A 25,434-nucleotide genomic window follows, 5' to 3' on the forward strand; every position below is an offset into this window, starting at 1 on the left:
TCACGTCGTCCAGAGGGCGTGCACGGTGTGCGGCCGCAGCCGCTCGCGTCCACCCAGCGCCGGCAGCTCGACCACAACCGAGAGGGCGCTGACCACCCCGCCCAGCCGCTCCACGAGACCGGCGGCGGCCTCCAGGGTGCCGCCGGTGGCCAGGACGTCGTCGACGAGCAGCACCCGCTGACCGGGGCGGACCGAGTCGGTGTGCAGCTCGAGCACGGCGGTGCCGTACTCCAGCGCGTACTCGGCGGCGACGGTCGCCCGCGGCAGCTTGCCGGCCTTGCGGACCGGCACCACCCCGGTGCCGGCGACCAGGGCCACCGCGGCGGCGAGCAGGAAGCCGCGGGCCTCCACCCCGACCACGACGTCGAAACCGGGGTCGTCCGGCCCGGTGCGCAGGGCCCCGACCCGGGGGTCCTCCAGCACCGACCCGGCGAGGGCCTCGACGACGCGGCGGAACACCCCCGCGTCGGCGAAGACCGGGGTGAGGTCGCGGAAGACGACCCCGGGCTCGGGGAAGTCGGGGATGTCGACCGCGACGGCCGCCACCAGCTCGTCGAGCGGGGGCTCGCTCACCGCCGCTTGCCGCCGCGTGGGCGGGTCGGCCGGGCCCCGGGCCGGGGCGGGGTCACCGTGCGGGTCACGGTGGCCGGGGACTCGACCTGCTCGACGGCCTCGGGGCGCTCGGGGAGGTCCTCCCGGTCCAGCACCGCCGTCCGGGTCGGCCGGGTGCGGCGGGCACTGGCCACGGTGCCGGGGGCGGTCGCGGTGCCGGCCGAGCGGGCGTCGGCGGCGCGACGGGCCAGCACCCGCGTGCGCAGGGCCTGCACCCCGGGCTCGCGGGCCTTGAGGTCGGCCAGCACGGGCGTGGCCAGGAAGATCGAGCTGTAGGTGCCGGCCGCCAGGCCGACGGTGAGCACCAGGGCGAGGTCCTGGAGGGTGCCGACGCCGAGCAGCCCCACGCCGACCACGAGCAGCCCGAGCACCGGCAGCAGGGCGATCACCGAGGTGTTGATCGAGCGCATGAGCGTCTGGTTGACCGCGAGGTTGGCCGCCTCGCCCCAGGTCATGCGGGCGCCCTTCTCCAGGTCCTTGACGTTCTCGTCGACCTTGTCGAAGACCACGACGGTGTCGTAGAGGCTGAAGCCGAGGATGGTCAGGAACCCGATCACCGTGGACGGCGTGACCTCGAAGCCGACCAGGGAGTAGACGCCCGCGGTCAGCACGATGTCGTGGGCGAGCGCGGCGATCGCCGCGACCGCCATCTTGGGCTGGAACCGGATGGCCAGGAAGAGCACGACCGCGGCCAGGAACACCACGAGGGCGATCAGGGCCTGGTCGGTGATGTCCTGGCCCCAGTCGGCGCTGACCGACTCGGGGCTGACCCGGGAGTCGTCGACCCCGGCGGCGTCGGCCACCGCGGAGACCACGGCGGCCTCGCCGGCGTTGTCCAGGGCCCCGGTGCGCAGCAGGACCGTGTTGCCCCCCACCACCTGGGCGGTGGCGACCTGCGCCCCGGCCTCCTCGGCGGCCTCTCGGATCTGGGACAGCTCGGCCGTGGTGCCCGGGACCCGGAAGCTGTTGCCGCCGGCGAAGTCGATGCCGAAGTTGAAGCCGCGGAACACCATCGACGCGATGCAGACCAGCACCACGACGGCGGTGACCTTGTACCAGAAGCGGCTGCGCCCGACGACGTCCAGCCCGGCTTCGCCGTTGTAGAGCCGGTGCGCCAGCGACGCCTTCCTCGCCGGCGGCGGAGTCCCCTCGCCCTCGGCGGGCAGGCCGGCGTCGGCGAGCGCCTCGTCGTCGGCGTCGCGGGCCGCCTCGGCCCGCACGTCGGCGTCGTCGGTGGTGGCGTCGGCGGCGTCGGCGGCGGCGTCGGCGGTGGGTTCCGGGTCGGGCACGTCGGCCTCGGGCCGGTCGCCGTCGCGGGGGGTCCCGGTCATCGGTCGCTCCTGTCGCTGCTGGCGGTGCTGCCGACGCCGGCGACGGCCGGGCGGCGCTGGCCCGGCCGGGCACCGGGCCGGGGTGCCGTGCTGGCCCGGCGGGTGACGTCCACCGCGCCCAGACCCGAGAAGCGGCTGGACCCGAAGGCCTTGAACCGGCTCAGCACCGACATGAGCGGGTGGGTGAAGAGGAAGACGACGACCAGGTCGAGCACGGTGGACAGGCCCAGCGTGAACGCGAAGCCCTTCACGTCGCCGATCGCCAGCACGTAGAGGATGGCCGCGGCCAGGAAGCTGACCGCGTCGGCGGACAGGATCGTCCGGCGGGCGCGCACCCACGCCCGCGGGACGGCGCTGCGCAGCGTGCGGCCCTCGCGCACCTCGTCCTTGAGCCGTTCGAAGAAGACGACGAACGAGTCGGCCGTGATGCCGATGCTGACGATGAACCCGGCGATGCCGGCCAGGCTGAGCGTGAAGCCGATCTCGCGGCCCAGCAGCACGAGGCTGGCGTACACGACCACCGCGGAGAGCACGAGGCTGGCGATCATGACCAGGCCCAGGGCGCGGTAGTAGAGCAGCGCGTACAGGAACACCAGGGCGATGCCGATCGCCCCGGCGACGAGGCCGGCCCGGAGCTGCTCGGCACCCAGCTCGGTGGTGATGGTCTGGGCGGTCGCCTGGCTGAAGGTCAGCGGCAGGGCGCCGTACTCCAGCTGGTTGGCCAGCGTGTCGGCCTCGACCTGGGTGAAGTTGCCGGTGATCTGCGTGCTGCCGCCGGTGATCGCGCTCTGCACGGTGGGGGCCGAGACCACCCGGCCGTCGAGGACGATGGCCACCGCGCCGCCGGAGGCGGCCGCCTGGGCGGTGTAGGCGGCCCAGGTGGAGGCCGCGCCGGAGTTGAAGTCCACCGAGACGATCCACTCGCCGGTCTGCGGCAGGGTGCCCGCGCTGGCCGAGGTGACGTCGGTGCCCTCGATGACGGTCGGACCCAGCAGGTACTTGGCGGTGCCGTCCTCGGAGCAGGCGGCCAGGTAGGAGTCGGGCAGGTCGACCTGGCCGACGCCCTCGCCGTCGGTGGCGCAGGTGAGCGTGGCGTACTCGGCCGCGGCCTCCTCCTGGGACACCGGGGTCGCCTCGGCGACGTCGCCGCCGGACGTCGGGGCCGCGCTGGTGGTGGGCGCCGCGTCCGTGGTGGGCGCCGCGTCCGTGGTGGGCGAGGCCGGGTCGGTCGTCGCGGGGTCGGTCGTCGCGGGGTCGGTCGAGGTGCCGTCGGTGGGGGTGGCCGACGGGTCGGTGGCGGCGGTGGCCGCCTCCGGCCCCTGCAGCACCGGGCGGAACCGCAGCTGGGCGGTCTGGCCCAGCTCGCGGGCCTGGTCGCCGTCGGCGCCGGGGACGGAGATGACGATGTTCGAGTCGCCCTCGGTGACGACCTGGGCCTCGGCCACGCCGAGGCCGTTGACCCGCTGCTCGATGATCTGCCGCGCCAGCTCCAGGTCCTCACGGCTGGGGGTGCCGCCACCGGGCACCTGCGCGGTGAGGGTCACCGTGGTGCCGCCGCGCAGGTCCAGCCCCAGCTGCGGGGTGCGCTGCGAACCGGTGAGGAAGACCAGGCCGTAGAGCAGGGCCACGACCAGGACGAAGGCGCCGAAGTAGCGCGACGCCGGGAGCTGGCGCGATGCCATGTCAGTTCCTGCGGTCGGTCGGGTCGTCGTCGACGCCGCCGGGGCGCTCGTCGGTCGGCGGCACGACCTCACCGGCCTGCGCGTCGAGGACGGCGCCGTCGGGCTTGCGGATCTCCATCACCGCGGGCCGGGCGAAGGTGGCGACGACGCCCGGGGCGATCTCGATGTCGACCGTGCCGTCGCGGAGGGCCGCGACGGTGCCGTGCAGGCCGCTGGTCAGCATCACCGGGGAGCCCACGGTCAGCGACTCCTGCAGGGCCTGGGCGTTGGCGGCCATCTTCTTGCGCTGCCGGGCGGGCAGCACGATGAGGAGCGCGAAGGCCAGCACCAGCAGGATGAGCGGGAAGAACTGCTCCACGGTTGTCGTGCCTCTCCACCGCGCGGTTCGGCGCGGTTGTGCGGCCGCCGCTGAGCGGTCGCGTCGGGGACGTCGGCTGCGGTGCGCCCGCGGGCGCGACCGGCGCAGGGCGCGCGCCACCAGGGGTGGGCGCACCAGCGCGGAGGAGTCTAGGCGTCGAACAGGGTGGGCGGTGCAGGCTGGTCGCCGGGCGCGCCCGGCGGGGTGCCACCGCGCAGCCACACGCCCTCGGGCACGTGCAGCCCGAGGTGGGTCCAGGCGGCCTCGGTGGCCACCCGTCCGCGCGGGGTGCGGGCCAGCAGCCCGGCCCGCACGAGGAAGGGTTCGCACACCTCCTCGACGGTGTGCGGCTCCTCCCCCACCGCGACCGCGAGGGTGGCCACGCCGACCGGGCCGCCGTTGAACTTGGCGACCAGGGCGTGCAGCACTTCCCGGTCGAGCCGGTCCAGGCCGAGCTCGTCGACGTCGTAGAGCGCCAGGGCGGCCCGGGCCACCGGTTCGGTGATGCGCCCGTCGGCGCGCACCTCGGCGTAGTCGCGCACCCGGCGCAGCAGTCGGTTGGCAATGCGCGGGGTCCCGCGCGAACGCCCGGCGATCTCGGCCGACCCGTCGGCGTCGATGGCCACACCCAGCAGGTCGGCGCTGCGCCGCAGCACCGACTGCAGGTCCTCGGTGGAGTAGAACTCCATCTGCCCCACGAACCCGAACCGGTCGCGCAGCGGGCCGGTCAGCAGCCCGGCGCGGGTGGTGGCCCCGACCAGGGTGAAGGGTGAGATCTCCAGCGGGATGGCGGTGGCCCCGGGCCCCTTGCCGACGACGACGTCGACCCGGAAGTCCTCCATCGCCATGTACAGCAGTTCCTCGGCGGGGCGGGCGATGCGGTGGATCTCGTCGATGAAGAGGACGTCGCCCTCGGCCAGGTTCGACAGCATCGCCGCCAGGTCCCCCGACCGCTCGATCGCCGGACCCGAGGTGATCTTCACCGACGTGCCCAGCTCGGCGCCGATGATGAGCGCCAGCGACGTCTTGCCCAACCCGGGCGGGCCCGAGAGGAGCACGTGGTCCGGCGGCCGGCCGCGGCGCTTGGCGCCCTCCAGCACGAGGTCGAGCTGCCGGGCCACCTTGGGCTGACCGACGAACTCGGCCAGCGAGTGCGGGCGCAGCGCCGACTCGACGACCCGTTCCTCGTCCCCGGCCCAGGGTGAGGCGTCGGACTCGGTCACGAGCGGCCCAGCAGCCGCAGGGCCTGGCGCAGCAGGACGGCGACGTCGACGCCGCCGGTGGCGCTGATCTGCTCATCGACCACGGGGGCGAGCTTGTCCAGGGCGCCCTCGGCCTCGCGCACGGTCCAGCCCAGGCCCACCAGTGCCGTGGTCAGCTGGTCGCGCCAGGGCGCGACCGGGGCGACGGCGGCCGACCCGGTGGCCCCGGCCGCGGCGGCGACCGCGTCGAGGGTGACGTCGCCGGTGGGGGCGCCGATGCGGTCGCGCAGCTCGAGCACCAGCCGCTCGGCGCCCTTCTTGCCGATGCCGGGGACCTGCATGAGCGCCTTGAGGTCACCGGTGGCGACCGCCCGCCGGACGTCGCGGGGCGGGTGGATGGCCAGCACCGCCTGGGCCAGCCGGGGGCCGACCCCGTTGGCGGTCTGCAGCAGCTCGAACAGCTGGCGCTCGTCGTCGTCGGCGAACCCGTAGAGGGTCAGGGAGTCCTCGCGCACGACGAGGCTGGTGGCCAGGCGGGCGCTCTCGCCCACCTGCAGCCGGGCGATCGTGCCCGGTGTGCACTGCACGGCCAGGCCGATGCCGCCGACCTCGACGACGGCGCCGTCGGGACCCACCGCGGCGACCCGACCCGCGACGCTGGCGATCACCGCCCGCTCCCGATGCCCTGCCACCGGCCCGGACGCACGGCCGACCGGGTGGCCACCGACAACGGCGCGGCGCCGACCCCTGCCCCGGCGGCGAGCGCGGCGACCCGCAGCCGGTCCTGGGTAGGACCGCGCCAGACGTGGCAGACCGCCAGGGCCAGCGCGTCGGCGGCGTCGGCGGGCTTGGGCGGCGTGGCGAGGCCCAGCACCCGGGTGACCATCAGCGTGACCTGCTCCTTGTCGGCCCGGCCGCTGCCGGAGATGGCGGCCTTGACCTCGCTCGGGGTGTGCCAGTGCACGGCCAGGCCGGCCTGCGCCCCGGCGAGGGCCGCCACGCCGGCGGCCTGCGCGGTGCCGGTCGCCGTCCCCTTGTTGTTCTGCTGGAAGACGCGCTCGACGGCGACGACGTCGGGCCGGTGCTCGCGCAGCAGCGCGGTGACCGCGGTGTGCAGCTCGAGCAGCCGCAGCTCCAGGGCGAGCGTGTGGTCGCTGCGCACCACCCCCACCCCCACCGCCGTGGGCCGGGCGCCGGGACGGCCGTCGACCACGCCCCACCCGCACCGGGTCAACCCCGGGTCGATCCCCAGCACGCGCACCGACTACCCCCCACCGTACGAACAGGCGTTCGAGAGTCTAGGCCCCGGAGGGACCGGTCTCCCGGCGGCACGCCGGCCGGCCCCCGTGCGAGGTCCCGCCGCGAGCTTGCGAGCGGTGGGGGGCACGGGGGTCCTTCTGCTAGGCGTCGATGGTCTCCATGACCTCGTCCGACACGTCGTAGTTGGCGTAGACGTTCTGCACGTCGTCGCAGTCCTCGAGCGCGTCGATGAGCTTGAACACCTTGGTGGCGGCGTCGGCGTCGAGCTCGACCTGCACGCTGGGCACGAACCCGGCCTCGGCGGAGTCGTAGTCGATCCCGGCGTCCTGCAGGGCGGTGCGGACGGCGACGAGGTCGGTGGGCTCGCAGACCACCTCGAAGGTGTCGCCGAGGTCGCGCACCTCCTCGGCGCCGGCGTCGAGCACGGCGAGCATGACGTCGTCCTCGGTGGTGCCGGCGGAGGGGACGACGACGACGCCCTTGCGGCTGAACAGGTAGGACACCGAGCCCGGGTCGGCCATCGAGCCGCCGTTGCGGGTCATGGCGGTGCGGACCTCCATGGCCGAGCGGTTCTTGTTGTCGGTCAGGCACTCGATGAGGACGGCGACCCCGGCCGCGGCGTAGCCCTCGTAGGTGATCGTCGAGTAGTCGACGCCGCCGGCCTCCAGGCCCGCCCCCCGCTTGACCGCGCGGTCGATGTTGTCGTTGGGCACCGAGGACTTCTTGGCCCGCTGGACGGCGTCGTACAGCGTGGGGTTGCCGTTGATGTCACCACCACCGGTGCGGGCCGCGACCTCGATGTTCTTGATCAGCTTGGCGAAGAGCTTGCCGCGCTTGGCGTCGAGGCCGGCCTTCTTGTGCTTCGTCGTCGCCCATTTGGAGTGGCCGCTCATGCTGTCTCCTCGCTCGCAGGTCGGGGGTCCGTCAGGACCGCTCGCGCACCAGATCCACGAAGAACCGGTGCATGCGGGTGTCGCCGGTGAGCTCCGGGTGGAAGCTGGTGGCGACGACGTCGCCCTGGCGGACCGCGACGATCCTACCGTCGGCCGGTCCACCCGAGACCCGGCCGAGCACCTGCACGGTGTCCGCCGCCTCCTCCACCCACGGCGCCCGGATGAACACCGCGTGCACGGGCGGTCCGGTGAGGCCCTCGACCGCGACCTCGGACTCGAAGCTGTCGACCTGCCGGCCGAAGGCGTTGCGGCGCACCGTGACGTCGAGGCCGCCGATGGTCTGCTGGTCCGGGATGGCATTACCAGCGGCGTCCAGCAGTCGGTCGGCCAGCAGGATCATCCCCGCGCAGGAGCCGTAGGCCGGCAGCCCGCCGCGGACGGCGGCGCGTAGCGGCTCGAGCAGCCCCCACCGGTCGGCGAGCTTGGCGATGGTCGTGGACTCCCCGCCCGGCAGGACGAGCCCGTCGACCCCGTCGAGCTCCTCGGGCCGCCGCACGGCGACGGTGCGCGCGCCCTGCTGCTCGAGCACTGCCCGGTGCTCCCGGACGTCGCCCTGCAGCGCGAGCACCCCGACGAGCGGGGTGCTCACCACCCGCGCGAGCTGTACTTCTGGTCGGCCGGCAGCGTGTCCACGTTGAGGCCGACCATGGCCTCGCCCAGCCCGCGGCTGACCTTGGCGACCACCGCCGGGTCGTCGTGGAAGGTGGTGGCCTGCACGATCGCCGCGGCGCGCTGGGCCGGGTCGCCGGACTTGAAGATGCCCGAGCCCACGAACACGCCCTCGGCGCCCAGCTGCATCATCATCGCCGCGTCGGCGGGGGTGGCGATGCCGCCGGCGGTGAACAGCACGACGGGGAGCTTGCCCGTACGAGCGACGAGGGCCACCAACTCATAGGGGGCCTGCAGCTCCTTGGCCGCGACGTACAGCTCGGTCTCGTCGAGGGTGCCCAGGGCCCGGATGCCGGCGCGCAGGGCGCGCATGTGCCGGGTGGCCTCGACGACGTTGCCGGTGCCGGCCTCGCCCTTGGAGCGGATCATCGCCGCGCCCTCGGAGATGCGGCGCAGCGCCTCGCCCAGGTTGGTCGCCCCGCAGACGAAGGGCACGGTGAAGTCGGTCTTGACGATGTGGTGGGCCTCGTCGGCGGGGGTGAGCACCTCGGACTCGTCGATGTAGTCCACCCCGAGGGACTGCAGCACCTGTGCCTCGACGAAGTGCCCGATGCGCGCCTTGGCCATCACCGGGATGGAGACGGCGTCGATGATCCCCTGGATCATGTCCGGGTCGCTCATGCGCGCGATGCCGCCCTGCGCCCGGATGTCGGCGGGCACCCGCTCGAGGGCCATGACGGCGACGGCGCCGGCGTCCTCGGCGATGCGGGCCTGCGCGGCGTCGACGACGTCCATGATGACGCCGCCCTTGAGCTGCTCGGCCATGCCGCGCTTCACCCGGTCGGTGCCGGTGCTCGGGGTGGTGGACTCGGCGGCGACGTTCTCGCTCATGGGTGCGGCCTCGCAGTGCGGATCGGTTGTGGGCGGTCCAATCGTAGAGCGGTGTCAGCGGGTGCTGGGCGGGCCCGTCCCGACGACGGCGTCCATGCCGTCGTCGATGTCGAAGAACCTGGGGAGCGGCCGGCGGCGCCGCAGCCGCAGCAGCCGGACGGCGGGACGCCGGCGCAGGGCGCGGGTGTCGCGCACGGCGTCGTTGTAGAACCGGCGGGCCAGCCCCACCCGCCAGGCAGCGTCGTCGACCTCGTCACCGGGGTGCGCGAGGTCCCGCAGCTGCCGGCCCAGGGCGTTCTCGGCGGCCTCGCGGTCACCACCGGGTGGCCGGCGGGCCTGCGCGACGGCCGACGCCAGCGCCCGCGCCCGCTCCTCGCCCAGGACGGCGGGCCGCTCGCGCGCAGCGGCAGCCGCCAGGTCGGCCCGGCGGGCGAGGGCGGTGTCGAGCACGTCCCAGGCCCGGTCGACCCGCCCCTCGAGGCGGCGGAGGCGGGTGAGGGTGAACGCGACCCACCCCAGGAGCAGAAGCACGACGACGCCGGCCACGAGCAGGGCCGAACCGGGCGGGGTCACGCCGCAGGAGGCTACCGCTGCCTCAGACGTGCCCCCCGCGGCGCAGCCACCGGGGCAGGACGCTCTCCGGCGAGGCACCCGTGCGGGCGCCCCCCGCCGGGCCCCCCGCCGGGCCCTCGGCCGGGTCGTCGGCCGGGTCGTCGTCGCCGGCGGTGACCTGGCCGGCACCGGGCGGCGCGACCGTCTCGTAGACGGCGAGGATCTGGTGGGCGACGGTGGACCAGTCGTAGTCCTGGGCCCGGCGGCTGCCCGCCGCGGCCAACGCGGCCCGGCGCTCCGGGGAGGCCAGCAGGTCCACCAGCTCCCGCCCGAGGGCCGTCGCGTCACCGCGCCGGACGAGCACGCCCGCCGGGCCGCCCGGCCCGTCGGACAGCACCCGGGCGAACGCGTCGAGGTCGGCGGCCACCACCGGCGCCCCGGCCGCCATGGCCTCCACCAGCACGATGCCGAAGCTCTCGCCCATGAGGTTGGGGGCGCAGTAGACGTCGACCGACCGCAGGAAGGCGGCCTTGTCCGGTTCGCTGAGCTCGCCCAGCAGGGTGACGGAGGGCGCCAGGTCGGGGCTCAGCAGGGCCCGCAGCTCGTCGGGGTCGCCGCGCCCGGCAACCAGCAACCGCGCCTCCGGGAGCCTGCCGACGACGGTGCGCATGGCCTCCAGCAGCACGGGCAACCCCTTGCGGGGTTCGTCGTAGCGGCCGAGGAACCCGACCGTGGGGGTGCCGCTCCCCCGCCGGTACCCGGCCAGCGGCGGACCCTCCGCGAACGCCGGGACGTGCACGCCGTTGGGGATGACGACGGCGTCGCCGCCCAGGTGCTCCACCTGCAGCCGCCGGGCGAAGTCCGAGACCGCGATGCGCCCGGCGATCTTCTCCAGCCAGGGCCGCACGACCGGCCCCCAGGCCATGAGCCACTTCGACCGCACGCTCGCCGCGTGGAAGGTCGCCACGATGGGTCCGTCGGCCAGCATGCACACCATCAGCGAGACCGACGGCGGGGCCGGCTCGTGCACGTGCACGACGTCGAACCGGCCCTCGCGCAGCCACCGCCGCACCCGGTTGGCCGAGACCGGCCCGAACTGCCAGCTGGCCATCGAGCCGTTGTAGGGCACCGGGTTGGCGCGACCGGCCCAGGTGACGTGCGGGGCGGGCACGTTCTCCTCGTGCTCGGCCGGGGTGAGCACCTCGACGTGGTGGCCGAGCGCGCGGAGGGTCTCGGCCAGGTCGCGCACGTGGTACTGCACGCCGCCGGGGACGTCCCACTGGTAGGGGCAGACCAGCCCGATCCTCATCGTCGTGCCCGCGGTGGGTCCGGCGGGACGTCGGCCCAGATGCGGCCCAGCTGGTGCCAGTCGGCCGGGGCCTGCGCGATGCCGCGGGCGAACGCGTCGGCGATGCCCTGCGTGCCGGCCCGCACGCGGTCGCGCAGGCGGCCCGGGCCGTGGACGTCGACCTCGGGGTGCACGGTGAGCCGCCAGCCGTCGCCCGCGAAGCTGCACACCACGGGCAGGAGCACCGCGCCGGTGCGCGCGGCCAGCAATGCCGGGCCGCCGGGCATCCTGGTCGGGCGCCCGAAGAAGTCCACGGGGATGCCCGACGCGGACAGGTCTCGGTCGACCAGCAGGCACACCGACCGGCCGGCCTGCAACCACTCGGTGAGCAGCGCCGAGCTGGGTCGGTCCCCGCCGGTCAGCGGCACCACCCGGAAGCCGAGGGACTCGCGGTAGGCCAGGAAGCGCCGGTACAGCTGCTCGGGCCGCAGCCGTTCGGCGACGGTCATGAACGGCTCGCCCAGCCAGTCGACGAACCAGACGCCGGCGGCGTCCCAGTTGCCGCTGTGCGGCAGGGCCAGCACGATCGGCCGGCCGGCGGCCCGCGCGGCCTCGATGTGCTCGCGGCCGGGCACGGTGCTGTCCCGGAGCACCCGGGCGGTGCCCAGCGTGGGCAGCCGGAAGGCCTCCAGCCAGTACCGGGCGTAGGAGCGCACGGCGTCGCGGGTCAGCGCGTCCAGCTCGGGGCCGTCGGCACCGGTGGCGACCCGCAGGTTGGCCCGCAGCTGCCGCACGCCGCGCCCGTCGCGCCCGGCCGCCCACGCGCCGGCCCGGTCGAAGGCGGTGCGGGCCAGGGGCTCGGGCAAGGCCTTCACCGCACCCCAGCCCGCCGCGTACCCGGCGTCGACCAGCCGGTCGCGCAGGGCGCTCACCGGAGCGTGCGCCCGGCGGCCTGCTCGTGGACCGCGGCGAACCGCTGCCCGACGGTGATGGTGCTGCCCACCAGCAGCACCCACAGGCACACCTGCAGGGCGTAGGGGATGCCGATGCCGGTGAAGCCGGTGCCCACCAGCACGAGGATCAGGCGTTCGGTGCGCTCGACGAGGCCGACGTCGCAACGCAGGCCCATGCCCTCGGCCCGGGCCTTGACGTAGGAGGTGAGGACGCCGAGCACCAGGCAGGTCAGCGCCAGCCAGACCACCATGCGGTTGTCCCCCGCGCCGGAGAACCACCAGGCCAGCGCGGCGAAGATCGCGGCGTCGGCGGCCCGGTCGCCGGTGGAGTCCAGCACCGCGCCGAACACCGACCCACCGCCGCGGGCCCGGGCCAGCGCGCCGTCGAGCATGTCGAGCAGGACGAACACGGTGACCGCGACCGCACCCCACCACAGCCAGCCGTTGCCGATGAGGAAGACGGCCGAGACGACCGCCCCGACGGTGCCGATCACGGTGATGGCGTCGGCGGTCACCCCCAGCCGCACCAGCGTGCGCACCACGGGCGCCCAGACCCGGGCGACGGCGGGCCGGAGGTTGACACCCAGCATCAGTCGGCCGACCCCACGGCACGGGGCCAGGCGTCCGCGAGCAGGGCCCGGGTCTCCCGCAGCACCTGCGGCAGGACCCGGGTCAGACCCACGACCGGCATGAAGTTGGTGTCCCCGCCCCAGCGGGGCACGGCGTGCTGGTGCAGGTGGTCGGCGATGCCGGCCCCGGCCACCGACCCCTGGTTCATGCCGATGTTGAACCCGTGCGCGCCGCTGACCCCGCGCACCACCCGCATCGCCGTCTGGGTGAACGACCCCAGCTCGGCGACCTCCTCGGCGGTGAGGTCGGTGTAGTCGGGCACGTGCCGGTACGGGACCACCATGAGGTGGCCGGCGTTGTAGGGGTAGAGGTTGAGCACGGCGAAGACCGTCGTCCCGCGGGCCACCACCAGCCCCTCCTCGTCGTCCATGGCCGGGATCAGGCAGAACGGGCAGTCGTGGTCCCCGGTGGGCTTGTTCTCCCCCCGGATGTAGGCCATGCGGTAGGGGGTCCACAGCTGCTCGAAGACCGAGCCGGGGCCGCCGTCGTCGGGGTTCACGGCGCCCCGGTGGGGTCGTCGTTGCGCCGGTCGGCCACCCACGCAGCGACCGCCTCGACGGCGTCGGCGACCGGGACCCCGTTGCGCTGGCTGCCGTCGCGGTACCGGAAGGACACCGCGCCGGCCTCGGCGTCGGTCGCCCCGGCGATGAGCACGAAGGGCACCTTCTGCTTGGCGGCGGTGCGGATCTTCTTCTGCATGCGGTCGTCGGAGTCGTCGACCTCGACCCGGATGCCCCGGGCCCGCAGCTGGGCGGCCACGTCGTCCAGGTAGGGCACCTGCTCGTCGGTGATCGGGATGCCGACGACCTGCACCGGGGCCAGCCACGCGGGGAAGGCACCGGCGTAGTGCTCGGTCAGGACCCCGAAGAACCGCTCGATGGAGCCGAACAGCGCCCGGTGCAGCATGACCGGCCGCTGCCGGGACCCGTCGGCCGCGGTGTACTCCAGGCCGAAGCGCTCGGGCAGGTTGAAGTCCACCTGGATGGTCGACATCTGCCAGGTGCGGCCGATGGCGTCCTTGGCCTGCACCGAGATCTTGGGGCCGTAGAAGGCCGCGCCGCCCGGGTCGGGGAACAGCTCCAGCCCGGAGTCGACGGCGGCCTGGCGCAGCGCCTCGGTGGCCCGCTCCCAGCTCTCGTCGGTGCCCACGGACTTCTCCGGGTTGCGGGTGGACAGCTCGAGGTAGAAGTCGCTGAGCCCGTAGTCGGCCAGCAGCCCGAGCACGAAGTCCAGCAGCGCCCCCAGCTCGCCGGCCATCTGCTCGGGGGTGCAGTAGATGTGCGCGTCGTCCTGGGTGAAGCCGCGGGCCCGGGTGAGGCCGTGCACCACGCCGGACTTCTCGTACCGGTAGACGGTGCCGAACTCGAACAGCCGCAGCGGCAGCTCGCGGTAGGAGCGCCCCCGGGAGTCGAAGACCAGGTTGTGCATCGGGCAGTTCATCGGCTTGAGGTAGTAGTCCTGCCCCTGCCGGCGGACGTGGCCCTCGGCGTCGCGCTCCTCGTCCAGCTGCATCGCCGGGTACATGCCCTCGGCGTACCAGTCCAGGTGCCCGGAGGTCTCGAACAGCTGGCCCTTGGTGATGTGCGGGGTGTTGACGAAGGAGTACCCGGCCTGCTCGTGCCGCTGCTGGCTGTACTTCTCCAGCTCGCGCCGCACGATGCCACCCTTGGGGTGGAACACGGCCAGCCCGGACCCGACCTGCTCGGGGAAGCTGAAGAGGTCGAGCTCGGTGCCCAGCTTGCGGTGGTCGCGCCGCTCGGCCTCGGCCAGCTGCTCCTGGTGGGCGCGGAGGGCGTCCTTGGACTCCCACGCGGTGCCGTACACCCGCTGCAGCTGCGGGTTCTTCTCGTCGCCGCGCCAGTAGGCAGCGGCCACCCGGGTGAGGGCGAAGGCCGGGATGCTCGAGGTGCGGGGCAGGTGCGGGCCGCGGCACAGGTCGGTCCAGACCCGCTCCTTCGACCTCGGGTCGAGGTTGTCGTACATGGTCAGCTGGGCGCCACCGACCTCGACGTCGGCGCCCTCGGCGGCCTCGGACAGGTCGGCGCCGGCACCGCCCTTGAGGCCGATGAGCTCCAGCTTGTACGGCTCGTGGGACAGCTCCGCGCGGGCGTCGTCGTCGCTGATCTCGCGGCGGGCGAAGAACTGCCCCTCCTTGACGATGGCCTGCATGCGCTTCTCGATCGCCTGCAGGTCCTCGGGGGTGAACGGCTTCTCTGGGTCGACGTCGTAGTAGAAGCCGTTCTCCACCGGCGGGCCGATGCCCAGCCGGGTGCCCGGGAAGAGGTCCTGGACCGCCTGGGCCAGCACGTGCGCCGTGGAGTGCCGGATGACGGCCCGGCCGTCGGGGCTCGACGCCGGGACCGGCTCCACGTCGGTGTCGACCTCCGGGGCCCAGGCCAGGTCCTTCAGCTCGCCGCCGACCCGGACGACGACCGCGGCGTCGGGGCCCTTGAGCGGGACGCCGGCGTCCTTGAGCGCCTGGGTCGCCGTGGTCCCACCCGGCACCTGGACGGCGGCGACGGCGGGGGCGGGGGGCGCGGCTGGCACAGCAGTACTCCTGGGGACGGCGCAGAGGGACACCGCGAGAGTACGGCCCGCCCCTGTCCGGACCACGTGCGTTCGGCGGGCGTCGGCCAGCCCGCGTGGTCAGCCGCCGTCCCGGCGCCGATCAGCCCGCCCGCAGGCGACGCAGCTGGGCGTCCAGGTGCGGCCGGGCCCGGCGCTGCCCACCCCGCTCGGCGACCGCAGCCGCCAGGGACTCCAGGGCCCGCGCGACCCGGGCGGCGTCCGGCGTCCACCCCCGGGCGCGGCACTCGGCCAACCACTCGACGGCCCCCCGGTGCCCACGGGCCGCGTTGCAGCGGCTGCAGGCGGCCACCTCGTTCTCCGCCCACGACGGCCCGCCGCGCACCCGGGGCACGACGTGCTCGGTGGTGGGTCGCACGTGCCGGTCGAAGGCGCGCCCGCACCACACGCAGGTGGGCCCGTCCCGGTCCAGAGCCGCCGCCAGGCGTGCCGCGCGGTCGGGCTGGGCGCTCACCCCCGCCATGGTCCCCCTGCTCGGGCCGTCCCGCCGCCGCCGATGATTCCCGGCGACCGTCGGGGTCGATCCCCCTGACGAACCCCCGAGCGAGGAGCGACCCATGGGCAGCATCAAGGTGCACGAGTTCACCACCGTCGACGGCGTGGTCGACGCCCCGATGTGGACGGTGGACTACGGCTTCCCCGACGACCTGGCCGCCGCCGTGGGCACGCTGACCGACGGTGCCGACGGCATCCTGCTGGGCCGCCGGACCTACGAGATGTTCGGTCTGGCCTGGTCCACCCGCACGGCCGAGGACGACCCCGGCGCCCCGTTCTTCAACGAGACCCCCAAGCACGTCGTCTCCGCGACGCTCACCGACCCGGGCTGGGGCCCGGCCCAGGTGCTCCCCTACGACGCCGACCGCCTGCGGGCGCTGAAGGCCGAGCACGACCTCTACGTCAGCGGCAGCGTCACGCTGGTGCGGGCGATGCTCGCCGACGGACTGGTCGACGAGCTGCACCAGTTCGTCTACCCGGTCGCGCTCGGCACCGGCCCCCGGCTGTTCCCCGAAGGGGCGCCGCGCACCCCGCTGGCCCTGCTGGACGCCCGGCCGCTGAGCAACGGGGTGGTCCACCTGGTCCACGGCCCCGCCTGAGCCACGGCCCCGACTGGCGCAGGGCCTGTCCGGAACGCCGACGGCCCCCGTCCTCGACGAGGACGGGGGCCGTTCGTGGTGGGCGATACTGGGATCGAACCAGTGACCTCTTCGGTGTGAACGAAGCGCTCTACCGCTGAGCCAATCGCCCGGCTGCGGTGCGGCGACCAGTGTGCCAGACGCCTACCGCCACATCGGCACCCACCCCGGAACCCAGCTGGGCACCCCCAGCACGTGCATGACGACGACCACCACGAGGTAGACGAACGCGGCGGTGGCCAGGGCGACCAGCACCCGCACCCAGACCGCCTGCCGGCCCAGCCAGTCGGTCCAGCGCTTCACGTTGCGCTTGGTGAACTCCAGCAACCGCTCGGCCCAGGTGAACTCGGTGGCGAGCACGAACAGGGCGGCGATCACGGTCAGCCAGCCGGGGCCGGGCAGCGGGATGGTCACGAGGCCGAAGACCAGCAGCAGCGAGCCCCCGACGCCGACGGCGGCCCGGTAGGCGGTGTCGGCGGTCCTGTTCGCGGCCAGGCGGCGTCGCCACCGGCGCCGGCCGATCCGCTCGCGCAGGCTGTCGACGTCGTCGCCGTCGTAGCGGGTCCGACGCTCCTCGCGGCTCTCCCGGGGACGACGGCCCTCGGGGCTGTCCGCGGCGGTGGCCGTGTCGGACCCGCTGCTGCTCAACTGGTCACCTGTCCGTTCGCGACGACGTCGGTGGGCTCGGTCGGGGCCTGCCGGCCGGGTTCGAGACTGATGGCGTACGCCGAGAAGTCACCGAGCCCGGTCGCCTCGGAGCCTACGGTCCGCAGGTCGGTCGCACCGGACACCACGTCGAAGGTGCCCAACGCCTCCGGACCGTCGGCGGTGACGCCCCAGAGCACGTAGGTGCTGGTGGCGGTGTCGTTGACGGACATCCCGTCGACGACCACCTGGGCCTGCCCGTCGCGCGCGACGACGGTGGCGACGGTGCGGCCGTCGTGCTCCATCGGGGCCACGGTGACCTCCCCGGGCGCCAGCAGGGCCGACATCATCGACGCCTGGCTGGCCGCGGTGGCCTGCGCGGCGTCCCGGTCGCGGACCAGGGTCACGTTCCACACCCCGAGCCCCAGCACGGCGGCCACCCCGGCGGCCAGCACCGCGCGGGGGGCGACCCCGCGCCACCCACGGGTCCGGCTCGGACGGCGGGTCCGCGCACCGTGCCGCGGCAGCGCGACCACGTCGGCCACGTCGGCCACCGACGGCTGCGCGACCTGCGGGGCGGGCGCGGCGGCGACGTCGTCCCCGGCCGGCCGGCCGGCGGCACCGGGCACCTGCTCGGTCTCGGCGACGGCGGCCCGCAGGCGGTCCCGCAGGGCGGGCGACGGCTCGGCCGCGGGGAGGTCGGTGGCCATCGCGGCCATCACCTCGCCGGTGTCGGAGACCGTGCGGGCGCAGCGGGCGCAGCCGTCGAGGTGCTGGCCGAAGACGGCCTCGTCCTCGGGCTCCAGGGCGTGCAGGGCCCACCCGACAGCCATCTCGTCGAACTGCTCGTGGTCGTCGTCCAGGTGCCGGCGGGGGCTCATCGCCGTCCTCCCTCGACCGCGGGGGTGCCCAGCGCGGCACCGGCGACGCCGCCCAGGGTCTCCTTCAACCGACGCATGCCGGCGAGCATGCGGGTCTTCACCGTGCCCAGCGGGGTGCCGGTCAGCACCGAGACCTCGCGCTGGGTGTAGCCGCCGTAGTAGGCCAGCGTCAGCGCCTCGCGCTGCGGGGCCGGCAGGGCCTGCAGGGCGGCCCGCACACGCTGGGACACCACCCGGTCGGCGGCCTCGTCCTCCACGTCGCCGTGGGCCGTGGGCTCGGTCAACCGCAGGTCGTCCTCGGCCCGGGTCTGCCGGCGCCGGTGGCTCTCCTCGCGGCGCACGGCGTCGACGGCCTTGTGGTGCACCATCGCCAGCAGCCACGAGGCGACGGTGCCCCGGGCGCCGTCGAAGGCGGCCGGGTCCTTCCAGACCGCGAGGAAGACGTCCTGCACCACGTCCTCGGCGAGGGTGTCGTCACCCAGGACCCGACGGGCCAACGCGAACGCAGGACGGCGGAACCGGTCGTACAGGTCGTCGACGGCCCCCCGGTCGCCGGCACGCACGCGGCGCAGCAGCTCGGCGTCGGCGGCCGCGTCGTCGGCGCGACGGGGAGGACGGGTCATGAGTCCCATGGTCACACGCGGTGTTCGCGACACGGGCGCTCCGCGGTTCACCGGCCCGCCCCGATCCCCCGACCGGGTAGGCGACCACCGGCCGTCACCGAACACCGGCCGCCGTCGTTGTCCGGGCATGGTGAGTCCTCCCGCCCCGGGGTGCTCGGCCTCGGTGACGCTGCAGCTGGTCGGTCCGACGTCGTGGACCCAGCTCTCGGCGACCCTGGGCTACGACCCGCGCGACCCCTTCGCCGTCCGCATCCGGTTCGGCGGCCGGCCGCGGGCCGGCGCACCCGACGACGGCGTGGAGTGGCTGGTCGCCCGCGACCTGCTGGCGTCCGGGTTGGGGCACCCCTGCGGCGACGGCGACGTCCGGCTGTGGCCGGCGCGGACGGCCGAGGACGTCCTCTTCCTGGAGCTGCGGGCCCCGTCCGGGCACGCCCTCTTCGAGCTCTCGCGCACCGCGCTGGCCGACTTCGTGGCCGCCACCGAGCAGCTCGTACCGCTGGGCCAGGAGTCCGACGTCGCGGACATGGGCCCCGAGCTGCACGCGCTGCTGCAGGGCGAGGGGCCCGACCTCGGCGGTCGGTGACCGTCTGACCTCGGTGTTCACCCCTCCGACACCCACCGGGGACCCCCCCCGTGCAGACCCCGTTCCGGGGTCGTCTACAGTTGTCCACGCACTGCGGATGTGGCTCAGTGGTAGAGCATCACCTTGCCAAGGTGAGGGTCGCGGGTTCGAATCCCGTCATCCGCTCGGAACCGGGCGTCGATCTTCGGATCGGCGCTCGTGTGCGGTGGAGTGGCCGAGAGGCGAGGCAACGGCCTGCAAAGCCGTCTACACGGGTTCAAATCCCGTCTCCACCTCGACGGCCCCCGGGCTCGCTCGAGGCGGGACGGGGCCAGCACGACGAGGGCGATTGGCGCAGCGGTAGCGCGCTTCCCTGACACGGAAGAGGTCACTGGTTCGATCCCAGTATCGCCCACAGCACGAACGAAGGCCCCGGAGCGTCCGCTCCGGGGCCTTCGTCGTCCCACCCCTGGCCCGTCAGCGGAGCGGTGCCACGCGGTCCCCCCAGAACCTGTCCACCTGCGCCGCCAGCTCCGCGCGGCTGCCGGCGTTGGTCAGCACGACGTCGGCCACGGCCGCCCGCTCCTCGTCGGTGGCCTGACCGGCGATGCGGGCCCGGGCATCGGCCTCCGGGGTGCCGCGCTCGGCCAGCCGCGCCAGCCGGACGTCGAGCGGTGCCTGCACCACCACCACGAGGTCGAAGGTGCCCGCCTGGCCGGTCTCCACGAGCAGCGGGACGTCCTGCACGACCACCGCGTCGGGGGGTGCTGCGGCCACCAGCTCAGCGGCCCGGGCCCGCACCAGCGGGTGCACCACCGCGTCGAGCCGAGCACGCTGCTGCGGGTCGGCGAACACGACCGCGGCCAGGGCCGGCCGGTCCAGTGCCCCCTGCGGCGTCAGCACCTGCGGCCCGAACGCCTCGACGACGGCGGCCAACCCCGGGGTCCCCGGTTCGACCACCTCGCGCGCGATCTGGTCGGCGTCCACCAGGTGGGCCCCCCGTTCCACCAGCAGAGCGGCCACGGTGCTCTTGCCCGACCCGATGCCCCCGGTCAACCCGATCCTCAGCACCCGAGGACCCTCGCACATCCCCCCGTCCGCGGCGATCGTGACCGCCCACGGGTAACGATTCGGTGACGGTGCGTCCAGATGCCCCAGCAGCCCGGCGCGTCGCACCAGTCCCACGAGTCACACGACCTACGTTCTGCAGCGACGCCCTCCCCTCGTCGGGGGCGCCACCGCAGAGAGGTAGGCACGACCATGTCCCGTTCCACGTCGCCGGAGTCCCTGCCGGCCGCCGCCGGCCGCCGCACTCCCGGTCGGCACCGGCTCGACCTGCCCGGTGGCGTGCGCTGCTCGCAGCTGCCCGCCGTGGCTGCTCGGCTGGAGCGGTCCAGCACCCCGCGCACGGGTCTGCTGGCCCTGCTGCGCGCCCTGCTGCCCTCGGTGCCGGCCGGTCGGCACACCTGGGACTTCCTGGACAACGCCGGCGGCCGCCCGCGGACCGCGTTCGCCATCATCCTCAGCCTGTAGAGCCGCCGACCGGCTCAGCCGGTTGCGCTGCTCGTCGACGTCCCCGCAGGCCGGCCGGTCTGCGGGGACGTCGTCGTCCGGGCCTCGGAGCCGACGGACGTGCCGGTGCCCGCGCCGAGCGCGGCCGCGGCCAGTTGCTCCAGCGCCGCGCGGGTGGCCGCGGCGTCGAGCAGGCCGGGCACCAGGGTGAGGCTGACGGTGCGCTCCGCGAGCGTCGCCACGAGCGTGGTGTCCGCGGCCCCGGCGAAGAGCACGGCCTGCGCCCCCGGGACCGTGGCTGACCCGGCGGTCACGCCCTGGCCCTGCCGGGCCGCGACGACCGCCGCGACGCGATCGGTGGCCGCACCGGGGTCGGTGTAGGTCAGCAGCGACACCTCGAGCAGGGGGTCGCTGGCCCCGGCCGTCGCGGTGGCGGGAGTCACCCCGAAACCGCACGTGACGCGCCCGGTGCGGCCGATGGAGGGCTCGGGCAGACCGACCACGTAGGTGCTGGTGCCCGGGAGCCGGGCACCCAGCGCGGCGTCCAGCTGCGCGGTGCTGAGCAGGTCGGTGCACGTGGCCGGCAGCTCCACGGCGGCCGCGGTGGTCGCCGCGGTCGTGCTGGCCGTGGTGGCCGACGACGGGGCCGACGACGGGACGGACGACGTCGTCGCCGGGGCCGAGGTCCCGGCGAAGCCGGTGCACCCACCGAGGACCAGCACGCCCGCCAGCCCCACCGCGCCCACCAGCCCCACCGACGACAGTGCGCCGCCCACCCGGGTGGGTGGACGGCGCACGGTCATGCGGTCAGCAGGTCACTCGCCGCCGGCGAGCTTCGCCCGCAGCGCGGCCAGCGCCTCGTCGGAGGCCAGCGTGCCGCCGCCGGAGGAACCGGTGCTGGCGGCCGGACCGGAGTCCGAGGTGGCCGCGTCGCTGGAGTAGCTGCCACCGGCCGCAGCCTCGGCGTCGGCCTCGCGGGCCGCGACGATCTGCTTCTGGTGCGCCTCGAAGCGGGCCTGGGCCTCGGCGTACTGCCGCTCCCAGGTCTCGCGGGCCTCCTCGTAGCCCTCGAGCCACTCGCCGGTCTCGGAGTCGAAGCCCTCGGGGTACACGTAGTTCCCCTGCTCGTCGTACGAGGCGGCCATGCCGTAGGCGGCCGGGTCGAACTGGTCGTCCTCGGCGATGACGCCCTCGTTGGCCTGCTTCAGCGACAGCGAGATGCGACGACGGTCGAGGTCGATGTCGATGACCTTGACCAGGATCTCGTCGCCGACCTGGGCGACCTGCTCGGGGATCTCCACGTGGCGCTCGGCCAGCTCCGAGATGTGCACCAGGCCCTCGATGCCCTCGTCCACGCGCACGAACGCACCGAAGGGCACCAGCTTGGTGACCTTGCCGGGCACGACCTGCCCGATCTGGTGCGTGCGGGCGAACTGCCGCCACGGGTCCTCCTGGGTCGCCTTCAGCGACAGGGAGACGCGCTCGCGGTCCAGGTCGACGTCGAGGACCTCGACGGTGACCTCCTGGCCGACCTCGACGACCTCGGACGGGTGGTCGATGTGCTTCCAGGACAGCTCGGAGACGTGCACCAGGCCGTCGACGCCGCCCAGGTCCACGAACGCACCGAAGTTGACGATCGAGGAGACCTGCCCGGTGCGGACCTGGCCCTTGGCCAGCTTGTTGAGGAACTCGCTGCGCACCTCGGACTGGGTCTGCTCCAGCCACTGGCGGCGGGACAGCACCACGTTGTTGCGGTTCTTGTCCAGCTCGATGATCTTGGCCTCGAGCTCGCGGCCCACGTAGGGCTGCAGGTCGCGGACGCGGCGCATCTCGACCAGCGAGGCGGGGAGGAACCCGCGCAGGCCGATGTCGAGGATCAGGCCGCCCTTGACGACCTCGATGACGGTGCCGGTGACGACCTCGTCGGCTTCCTTCTTCGCCTCGATCGTGCCCCAGGCGCGCTCGTACTGCGCGCGCTTCTTGGACAGGATCAGACGGCCTTCCTTGTCCTCCTTCTGGAGGACGAGGGCTTCCACCTCGTCGCCGACGGTGACGACCTCGTTGGGGTCGACGTCGTGCTTGATGGACAGCTCGCGCGAGGGGATGACGCCCTCGGTCTTGTAGCCGATGTCCAGCAGCACCTCGTCGCGGTCGACCTTGACGATGACGCCCTCGACGATGTCGCCGTCGTTGAAGTACTTGATCGTCTGGTCGATGGCCGCGAGGAAGTCCTCGGCGGTGCCGATGTCGTTGATGGCGACCTGCGGCGTGGAGGTGCTGTCGGGACGGACCTGGGTGGAGGTCATGTGGTCGGTAGCTCCGGACGGGGGGTGTGGAGGGACAGGGACGCACCCCGGCCGGGGAGGACCGGGGAGGGTTGTGCGGGAGAGGTGACGCGGTGACCCGCGAGGGGTCGCACCGCAGACCTCGGGCGCAAGGCCCATCGTACGTACCCCGGCCGGGCGGGTCCACCACCGGCCCGGTGACGTGCCACGATGCCCGGATGCCTGCGCCGCTGCCCCTCGCCACCGACGGCTACCCGCGCGCCGGCGGGGTCGAGCGCCGCCCGGTCGCCGAGCAGGAGTCGGTGCGGGCCAACCGTGGTTGGTGGGACGCCGCGGCCCCGGCCTACCTGGCCGAGCACGGCGACGACCTGGGCGAGGCCGACTTCCTCTGGGGCCCCGAGGGCCTGCGGGAGTCCGAGGCCGGCCTGCTCGGCGACGTCGTCGGGCGGCGGGTGCTCGAGGTCGGGTGCGGTTCGGCCCCCTGCGCCCGGTGGCTGACCGCGGCCGGCGCCTCGGTGGTCGCCCTGGACCTCTCGGCCGGCATGCTCGCACGTGCGGCCCAGCTCAACACCAGCACCGGCCTGACCCCGTCCCTGCTGCAGGCCGACGTCGGCGCGCTGCCGCTGGCCGACGGCAGCGTCGACCTGGCGTGCTCGGCCTTCGGCGGGCTGCCGTTCGTCGCCGATGCCCGCGGCGCGCTGCGCGAGGTGGCCCGCGTCCTGCGTCCCGGGGGGCGCTTCGTGGCGTCGGTGAACCACCCGCTGCGGTGGCCCTTCCCCGACTCCCCCGACCCGGCCGACCTGACCGTCGTGGGCTCCTACTTCGACCGCACGCCCTACGTGGAGACCGACGGCGCGGGTGCCGTCGTCTACGTCGAGCACCACCGCACGGTCGGTGACTGGGTGCGTGACGTGGTCGCCGCCGGCTTCGGGCTCACCGACCTGGTCGAGCCCGAGTGGACGCCCGGGCGCACCGAGACGTGGGGGCAGTGGTCCCCGGCGCGCGGCGCCCTGGTGCCCGGGACGCTCGTGCTGGTGTGCGACCTGCCCGGCTGACCCGACCGGCTCACCCCACGGGCAGGACGAGGCGGGACGCGCCCTCGGCGACGGCGACGGTGCGGGTGCTGGCCACGGTGCGCACGGCGGTCTCCGGTGGCTCGCCGGTGCCGGTGTTGCGCGCCCAGTGCGGGTGCGAGGACCCGGCGACCACGAGCCGCAGCCGGGCACCGGCCGGGAAGCGGTGGGCGACCGGGTCGAGCTCCAGCCGCACCAGCCCGCCGTCCGGGGTGGTGGCGTCGTCGCCGGGGACCAGGCGGACGTAGCCGTCGCTGACGTTGCGGGAGCGGCCTCGGCGGTCGACCTGCGAGAGCCGGACGGCGACGTCGACGTGCGCGACGTCGGTGCCGTGCACGAGCTCCACGACCGGCGTCCCCAGCACCTCGAGGTCGGCGGGCAACGGGTCGGACACCCAGCTGGCGACGTCGTCGCGGGCAGCGAGGGCGGTGTCGTCGCGGTAGCCGCCGCTGCGGTCGTCCAGCAGGCGGCCGCCGATGCTGGGGGTGGGCACGGCGGGGTCGCTGCGGAAGGTGACCGCCGGGGCGTCGGGGCCGGCGGGCGCCTGGGCGAGTCGGGCGCGGTCGGCGAGGAAGAAGGTGCGGTCGACGGTGGCCGGCGGCCAGTCGGGCAGGTGGCGCCACTCGCCGGCCCCGGTGACGTGCACGTGGACCCGTGCGGGCCGGCGGCGCGTCCCGGTGCCGGCGAGGTGCTCGCCGAGCCAGTCGAGGGACTCCCGGGTGATCAGCCCACCACCCTTGGACAGGGTCTCCACGTGGGTCCAGGGACCCACCGTCAGGGCGACGTCGGCACCCGCATCCCTCAACCTCTGGTACTGGTCGAGGGTCTGCTCGAGGAAGAGGTCCTGCCAGCCGCCGACGAGCAGCACCGGCACCCGGGGGCGGTCCAGGGCCCGCTCGAGCTGCACCGGCTCCCACCACGGGTCGCGGCGGTCGGGGTGGGCGACCCAGTCGCGGTACCAGGGGGCACGACCGGCGAGCAGCCGCTCACCGGCGTCACCGAGGGGCAGCGCGTCGAGGGCCGGGCCCAGCCGGCGGGCGGCCGTGGCCTGGCGCACCAAGCGGCGCAGGCGGCCGGGGTCCTCCTGGTGGGCGACCATGTCGCTCCAGCCCAGGAAGTCGTTGACGGTGAAGGCGCCGGTGCCCCAGGTCGCCCGGGCGAAGTCGTGCGGCCCGACCAGGACGACGGAGGCCACCAGCTCGTCGGGCGGGTCGGCCAGCAGCGCCCACTGGGTGAAGCCGAGGTAGGAGAGGCCGACGGTGCCGAACGTGCCGGTGAACCAGGGCTGCTCGCGCAGCCAGGCCACGGTGTCGGCGCCGTCGTCGACCTCGCGGAACATGGGCTCGAAGTCCTCGCCCGAGCCGAAGGTGCCGCGCACGCTCTCGAGGATCACCTGGTAGCCGCGGGCGGCGTAGGCGGTGGCGAACAGCAGGGAGAACGGGAACGCCCGCCCGTAGGGCCCCCGCACCAGCAGGGTCCCGAGCGGGGGTCCGTCGGGCACGTACCGGTCGGCGACCAGCTCGACGCCGTCGCGCATGGGGACCCTCAACCCGCGCTCGACGGTGTACCCGGTGGTGGCCGGCGGTAGCCGGAGCACCCGCGACGCGATGCGGTCGACGATCCCCATGCCCGCATCCTGCCCCGCGAGCCGGTGCCGGCGCGCGTCCCCGCCCCGCGGGAGGCGGGGATCCACCCGGCGCGAGGCGAGGACCCACCCGAGACCGGTGCACACTGAGTTCGGGGTTCGCGGGCCCTCAGTGCAGGTCATGGCCCCTCGAACCCCGAACTCGAGGGACAACAGCTCCGGCACCCA

At 74.6% G+C, this 25,434-nt stretch carries 28 protein-coding genes and 4 tRNA genes; 7 read left to right on the forward strand and 25 right to left on the reverse strand.

Going from position 1 to position 25,434, the window contains the following annotated elements:
• The 17 genes from TEK04_RS04110 to TEK04_RS04190 all read right to left on the reverse strand — a co-directional run bounded on the left by TEK04_RS04110 (window position 1) and on the right by TEK04_RS04190 (window position 15,370).
• Window positions 1-573, reverse strand: a complete 573-nt coding sequence (locus TEK04_RS04110) for an adenine phosphoribosyltransferase (RefSeq protein ID WP_336403044.1) — start codon at window positions 571-573, stop codon at window positions 1-3.
• Window positions 570-1,943, reverse strand: coding sequence for a protein translocase subunit SecF (gene secF, locus TEK04_RS04115; RefSeq protein WP_336403045.1), 1,374 nt, complete (start codon window positions 1,941-1,943; stop codon window positions 570-572). The genes TEK04_RS04110 and secF overlap by 4 nt, the downstream gene beginning before the upstream one ends.
• Window positions 1,940-3,625 (reverse strand): protein translocase subunit SecD, encoded by a 1,686-nt coding sequence (gene secD, locus TEK04_RS04120; RefSeq protein ID WP_336403046.1) that lies wholly within the window; start codon window positions 3,623-3,625, stop codon window positions 1,940-1,942. The genes secF and secD overlap by 4 nt, the downstream gene beginning before the upstream one ends.
• Before the next feature lies 1 nt (window position 3,626).
• The gene (yajC, locus tag TEK04_RS04125) at window positions 3,627-3,983 is read right to left on the reverse strand and encodes a preprotein translocase subunit YajC (RefSeq protein ID WP_336403047.1); all 357 of its coding nucleotides are present in this window, start codon (window positions 3,981-3,983) and stop codon (window positions 3,627-3,629) included.
• 149 nt (window positions 3,984-4,132) lie between these two features.
• Window positions 4,133-5,206 (reverse strand): Holliday junction branch migration DNA helicase RuvB, encoded by a 1,074-nt coding sequence (gene ruvB / locus TEK04_RS04130; protein WP_336403048.1) that lies wholly within the window; start codon window positions 5,204-5,206, stop codon window positions 4,133-4,135.
• Window positions 5,203-5,853, reverse strand: coding sequence for a Holliday junction branch migration protein RuvA (gene ruvA / locus TEK04_RS04135; RefSeq protein ID WP_336403049.1), 651 nt, complete (start codon window positions 5,851-5,853; stop codon window positions 5,203-5,205). Before ruvA ends, ruvB begins: the two co-directional genes overlap by 4 nt.
• Window positions 5,850-6,446 carry a crossover junction endodeoxyribonuclease RuvC gene (gene ruvC / locus TEK04_RS04140; RefSeq protein WP_336403050.1) on the reverse strand — a complete coding sequence of 199 codons (597 nt, stop codon included), beginning with the start codon at window positions 6,444-6,446 and terminating at the stop codon, window positions 5,850-5,852. Before ruvC ends, ruvA begins: the two co-directional genes overlap by 4 nt.
• 139 nt (window positions 6,447-6,585) lie before the next feature.
• Complete coding sequence (locus TEK04_RS04145; RefSeq protein WP_336403051.1) at window positions 6,586-7,338, reverse strand: YebC/PmpR family DNA-binding transcriptional regulator; 753 nt, start codon at window positions 7,336-7,338, stop codon at window positions 6,586-6,588.
• A 31-nt stretch (window positions 7,339-7,369) separates the two neighbouring features.
• Window positions 7,370-7,987 (reverse strand): pyridoxal 5'-phosphate synthase glutaminase subunit PdxT, encoded by a 618-nt coding sequence (pdxT, locus tag TEK04_RS04150; protein WP_336403052.1) that lies wholly within the window; start codon window positions 7,985-7,987, stop codon window positions 7,370-7,372.
• A complete protein-coding gene (gene pdxS / locus TEK04_RS04155; protein WP_336403053.1) occupies window positions 7,984-8,898 on the reverse strand; it encodes a pyridoxal 5'-phosphate synthase lyase subunit PdxS in 915 nt (304 codons plus the stop codon). Before pdxS ends, pdxT begins: the two co-directional genes overlap by 4 nt.
• Window positions 8,899-8,952: 54 nt before the next feature.
• Window positions 8,953-9,471 carry a hypothetical protein gene (locus TEK04_RS04160; RefSeq protein WP_336403054.1) on the reverse strand — a complete coding sequence of 173 codons (519 nt, stop codon included), beginning with the start codon at window positions 9,469-9,471 and terminating at the stop codon, window positions 8,953-8,955.
• A gap of 22 nt (window positions 9,472-9,493) precedes the next feature.
• A complete protein-coding gene (locus TEK04_RS04165) occupies window positions 9,494-10,759 on the reverse strand; it encodes a glycosyltransferase family 4 protein (protein WP_336403055.1) in 1,266 nt (421 codons plus the stop codon).
• Window positions 10,756-11,670 (reverse strand): phosphatidylinositol mannoside acyltransferase, encoded by a 915-nt coding sequence (locus tag TEK04_RS04170; RefSeq protein ID WP_336403056.1) that lies wholly within the window; start codon window positions 11,668-11,670, stop codon window positions 10,756-10,758. Before TEK04_RS04170 ends, TEK04_RS04165 begins: the two co-directional genes overlap by 4 nt.
• On the reverse strand, window positions 11,667-12,281 hold the full coding sequence (gene pgsA / locus TEK04_RS04175) for a phosphatidylinositol phosphate synthase (protein ID WP_336403057.1): 615 nt from the start codon (window positions 12,279-12,281) through the stop codon (window positions 11,667-11,669). The genes TEK04_RS04170 and pgsA overlap by 4 nt, the downstream gene beginning before the upstream one ends.
• On the reverse strand, window positions 12,281-12,820 hold the full coding sequence (locus TEK04_RS04180; protein WP_336403058.1) for an HIT family protein: 540 nt from the start codon (window positions 12,818-12,820) through the stop codon (window positions 12,281-12,283). Before TEK04_RS04180 ends, pgsA begins: the two co-directional genes overlap by 1 nt.
• Window positions 12,817-14,868, reverse strand: coding sequence for a threonine--tRNA ligase (gene thrS, locus TEK04_RS04185; protein WP_336403059.1), 2,052 nt, complete (start codon window positions 14,866-14,868; stop codon window positions 12,817-12,819). Before thrS ends, TEK04_RS04180 begins: the two co-directional genes overlap by 4 nt.
• A 121-nt stretch (window positions 14,869-14,989) precedes the next feature.
• The gene (locus tag TEK04_RS04190) at window positions 14,990-15,370 is read right to left on the reverse strand and encodes an HNH endonuclease (RefSeq protein ID WP_432277313.1); all 381 of its coding nucleotides are present in this window, start codon (window positions 15,368-15,370) and stop codon (window positions 14,990-14,992) included.
• A 94-nt stretch (window positions 15,371-15,464) separates the two neighbouring features.
• Here TEK04_RS04190 and TEK04_RS04195 point away from each other — a divergent pair, with 94 nt between their 5' ends.
• Window positions 15,465-16,001, forward strand: coding sequence for a dihydrofolate reductase family protein (locus TEK04_RS04195; RefSeq protein WP_336403061.1), 537 nt, complete (start codon window positions 15,465-15,467; stop codon window positions 15,999-16,001).
• A 76-nt stretch (window positions 16,002-16,077) separates the two neighbouring features.
• Here the strand turns inward: TEK04_RS04195 and TEK04_RS04200 are convergent.
• The 4 genes from TEK04_RS04200 to TEK04_RS04215 form a co-directional block, all read right to left on the reverse strand.
• Window positions 16,078-16,152 (reverse strand) — tRNA-Val (locus tag TEK04_RS04200).
• A gap of 32 nt (window positions 16,153-16,184) precedes the next feature.
• Window positions 16,185-16,688, reverse strand: a complete 504-nt coding sequence (locus tag TEK04_RS04205) for a TIGR02611 family protein (RefSeq protein ID WP_336403062.1) — start codon at window positions 16,686-16,688, stop codon at window positions 16,185-16,187.
• The gene (locus TEK04_RS04210; RefSeq protein WP_336403063.1) at window positions 16,685-17,566 is read right to left on the reverse strand and encodes an anti-sigma factor domain-containing protein; all 882 of its coding nucleotides are present in this window, start codon (window positions 17,564-17,566) and stop codon (window positions 16,685-16,687) included. Before TEK04_RS04210 ends, TEK04_RS04205 begins: the two co-directional genes overlap by 4 nt.
• A complete protein-coding gene (locus TEK04_RS04215) occupies window positions 17,563-18,189 on the reverse strand; it encodes a sigma-70 family RNA polymerase sigma factor (RefSeq protein WP_336403064.1) in 627 nt (208 codons plus the stop codon). Before TEK04_RS04215 ends, TEK04_RS04210 begins: the two co-directional genes overlap by 4 nt.
• A 163-nt stretch (window positions 18,190-18,352) precedes the next feature.
• Here TEK04_RS04215 and TEK04_RS04220 point away from each other — a divergent pair, with 163 nt between their 5' ends.
• From TEK04_RS04220 to TEK04_RS04235, 4 genes are all read left to right on the forward strand, one after another.
• A complete protein-coding gene (locus tag TEK04_RS04220; RefSeq protein WP_336403065.1) occupies window positions 18,353-18,772 on the forward strand; it encodes an SsgA family sporulation/cell division regulator in 420 nt (139 codons plus the stop codon).
• A gap of 93 nt (window positions 18,773-18,865) precedes the next feature.
• A tRNA-Gly gene (locus TEK04_RS04225) sits at window positions 18,866-18,937 on the forward strand.
• Window positions 18,938-18,976: 39 nt separating this feature from the next.
• Window positions 18,977-19,047: transfer RNA gene (locus TEK04_RS04230), tRNA-Cys, on the forward strand.
• Window positions 19,048-19,094: 47 nt separating this feature from the next.
• Window positions 19,095-19,166, forward strand: a tRNA-Val gene (locus TEK04_RS04235).
• Between the two features lie 62 nt (window positions 19,167-19,228).
• Here TEK04_RS04235 and coaE read toward each other — a convergent pair.
• Window positions 19,229-19,822, reverse strand: a complete 594-nt coding sequence (gene coaE / locus TEK04_RS04240) for a dephospho-CoA kinase (protein ID WP_336403066.1) — start codon at window positions 19,820-19,822, stop codon at window positions 19,229-19,231.
• A gap of 189 nt (window positions 19,823-20,011) precedes the next feature.
• Between coaE and TEK04_RS04245 the strand changes: the two genes are divergently transcribed.
• Window positions 20,012-20,284, forward strand: coding sequence for a hypothetical protein (locus TEK04_RS04245; RefSeq protein ID WP_336403067.1), 273 nt, complete (start codon window positions 20,012-20,014; stop codon window positions 20,282-20,284).
• Between the two features lie 14 nt (window positions 20,285-20,298).
• Here TEK04_RS04245 and TEK04_RS04250 read toward each other — a convergent pair whose 3' ends face one another.
• Together TEK04_RS04250 and rpsA are read right to left on the reverse strand one after the other, a co-directional pair.
• Complete coding sequence (locus tag TEK04_RS04250; RefSeq protein ID WP_336403068.1) at window positions 20,299-21,066, reverse strand: hypothetical protein; 768 nt, start codon at window positions 21,064-21,066, stop codon at window positions 20,299-20,301.
• A 12-nt stretch (window positions 21,067-21,078) separates the two neighbouring features.
• Window positions 21,079-22,569, reverse strand: coding sequence for a 30S ribosomal protein S1 (gene rpsA / locus TEK04_RS04255; RefSeq protein WP_336403069.1), 1,491 nt, complete (start codon window positions 22,567-22,569; stop codon window positions 21,079-21,081).
• A gap of 197 nt (window positions 22,570-22,766) precedes the next feature.
• On the opposite strand from rpsA, the gene TEK04_RS04260 reads away from it, so the two are divergent.
• Window positions 22,767-23,603, forward strand: a complete 837-nt coding sequence (locus TEK04_RS04260) for a class I SAM-dependent methyltransferase (RefSeq protein WP_336403070.1) — start codon at window positions 22,767-22,769, stop codon at window positions 23,601-23,603.
• Window positions 23,604-23,613: 10 nt separating this feature from the next.
• Here TEK04_RS04260 and TEK04_RS04265 read toward each other — a convergent pair whose 3' ends face one another.
• On the reverse strand, window positions 23,614-25,248 hold the full coding sequence (locus TEK04_RS04265; RefSeq protein ID WP_336403071.1) for a CocE/NonD family hydrolase: 1,635 nt from the start codon (window positions 25,246-25,248) through the stop codon (window positions 23,614-23,616).
• Window positions 25,249-25,434 lie beyond the last annotated feature (186 nt).

Origin of the sequence: Klenkia sesuvii (assembly GCF_037083825.1) — a bacterium.
Lineage (GTDB): Bacteria > Actinomycetota > Actinomycetes > Mycobacteriales > Geodermatophilaceae > Klenkia > Klenkia sesuvii.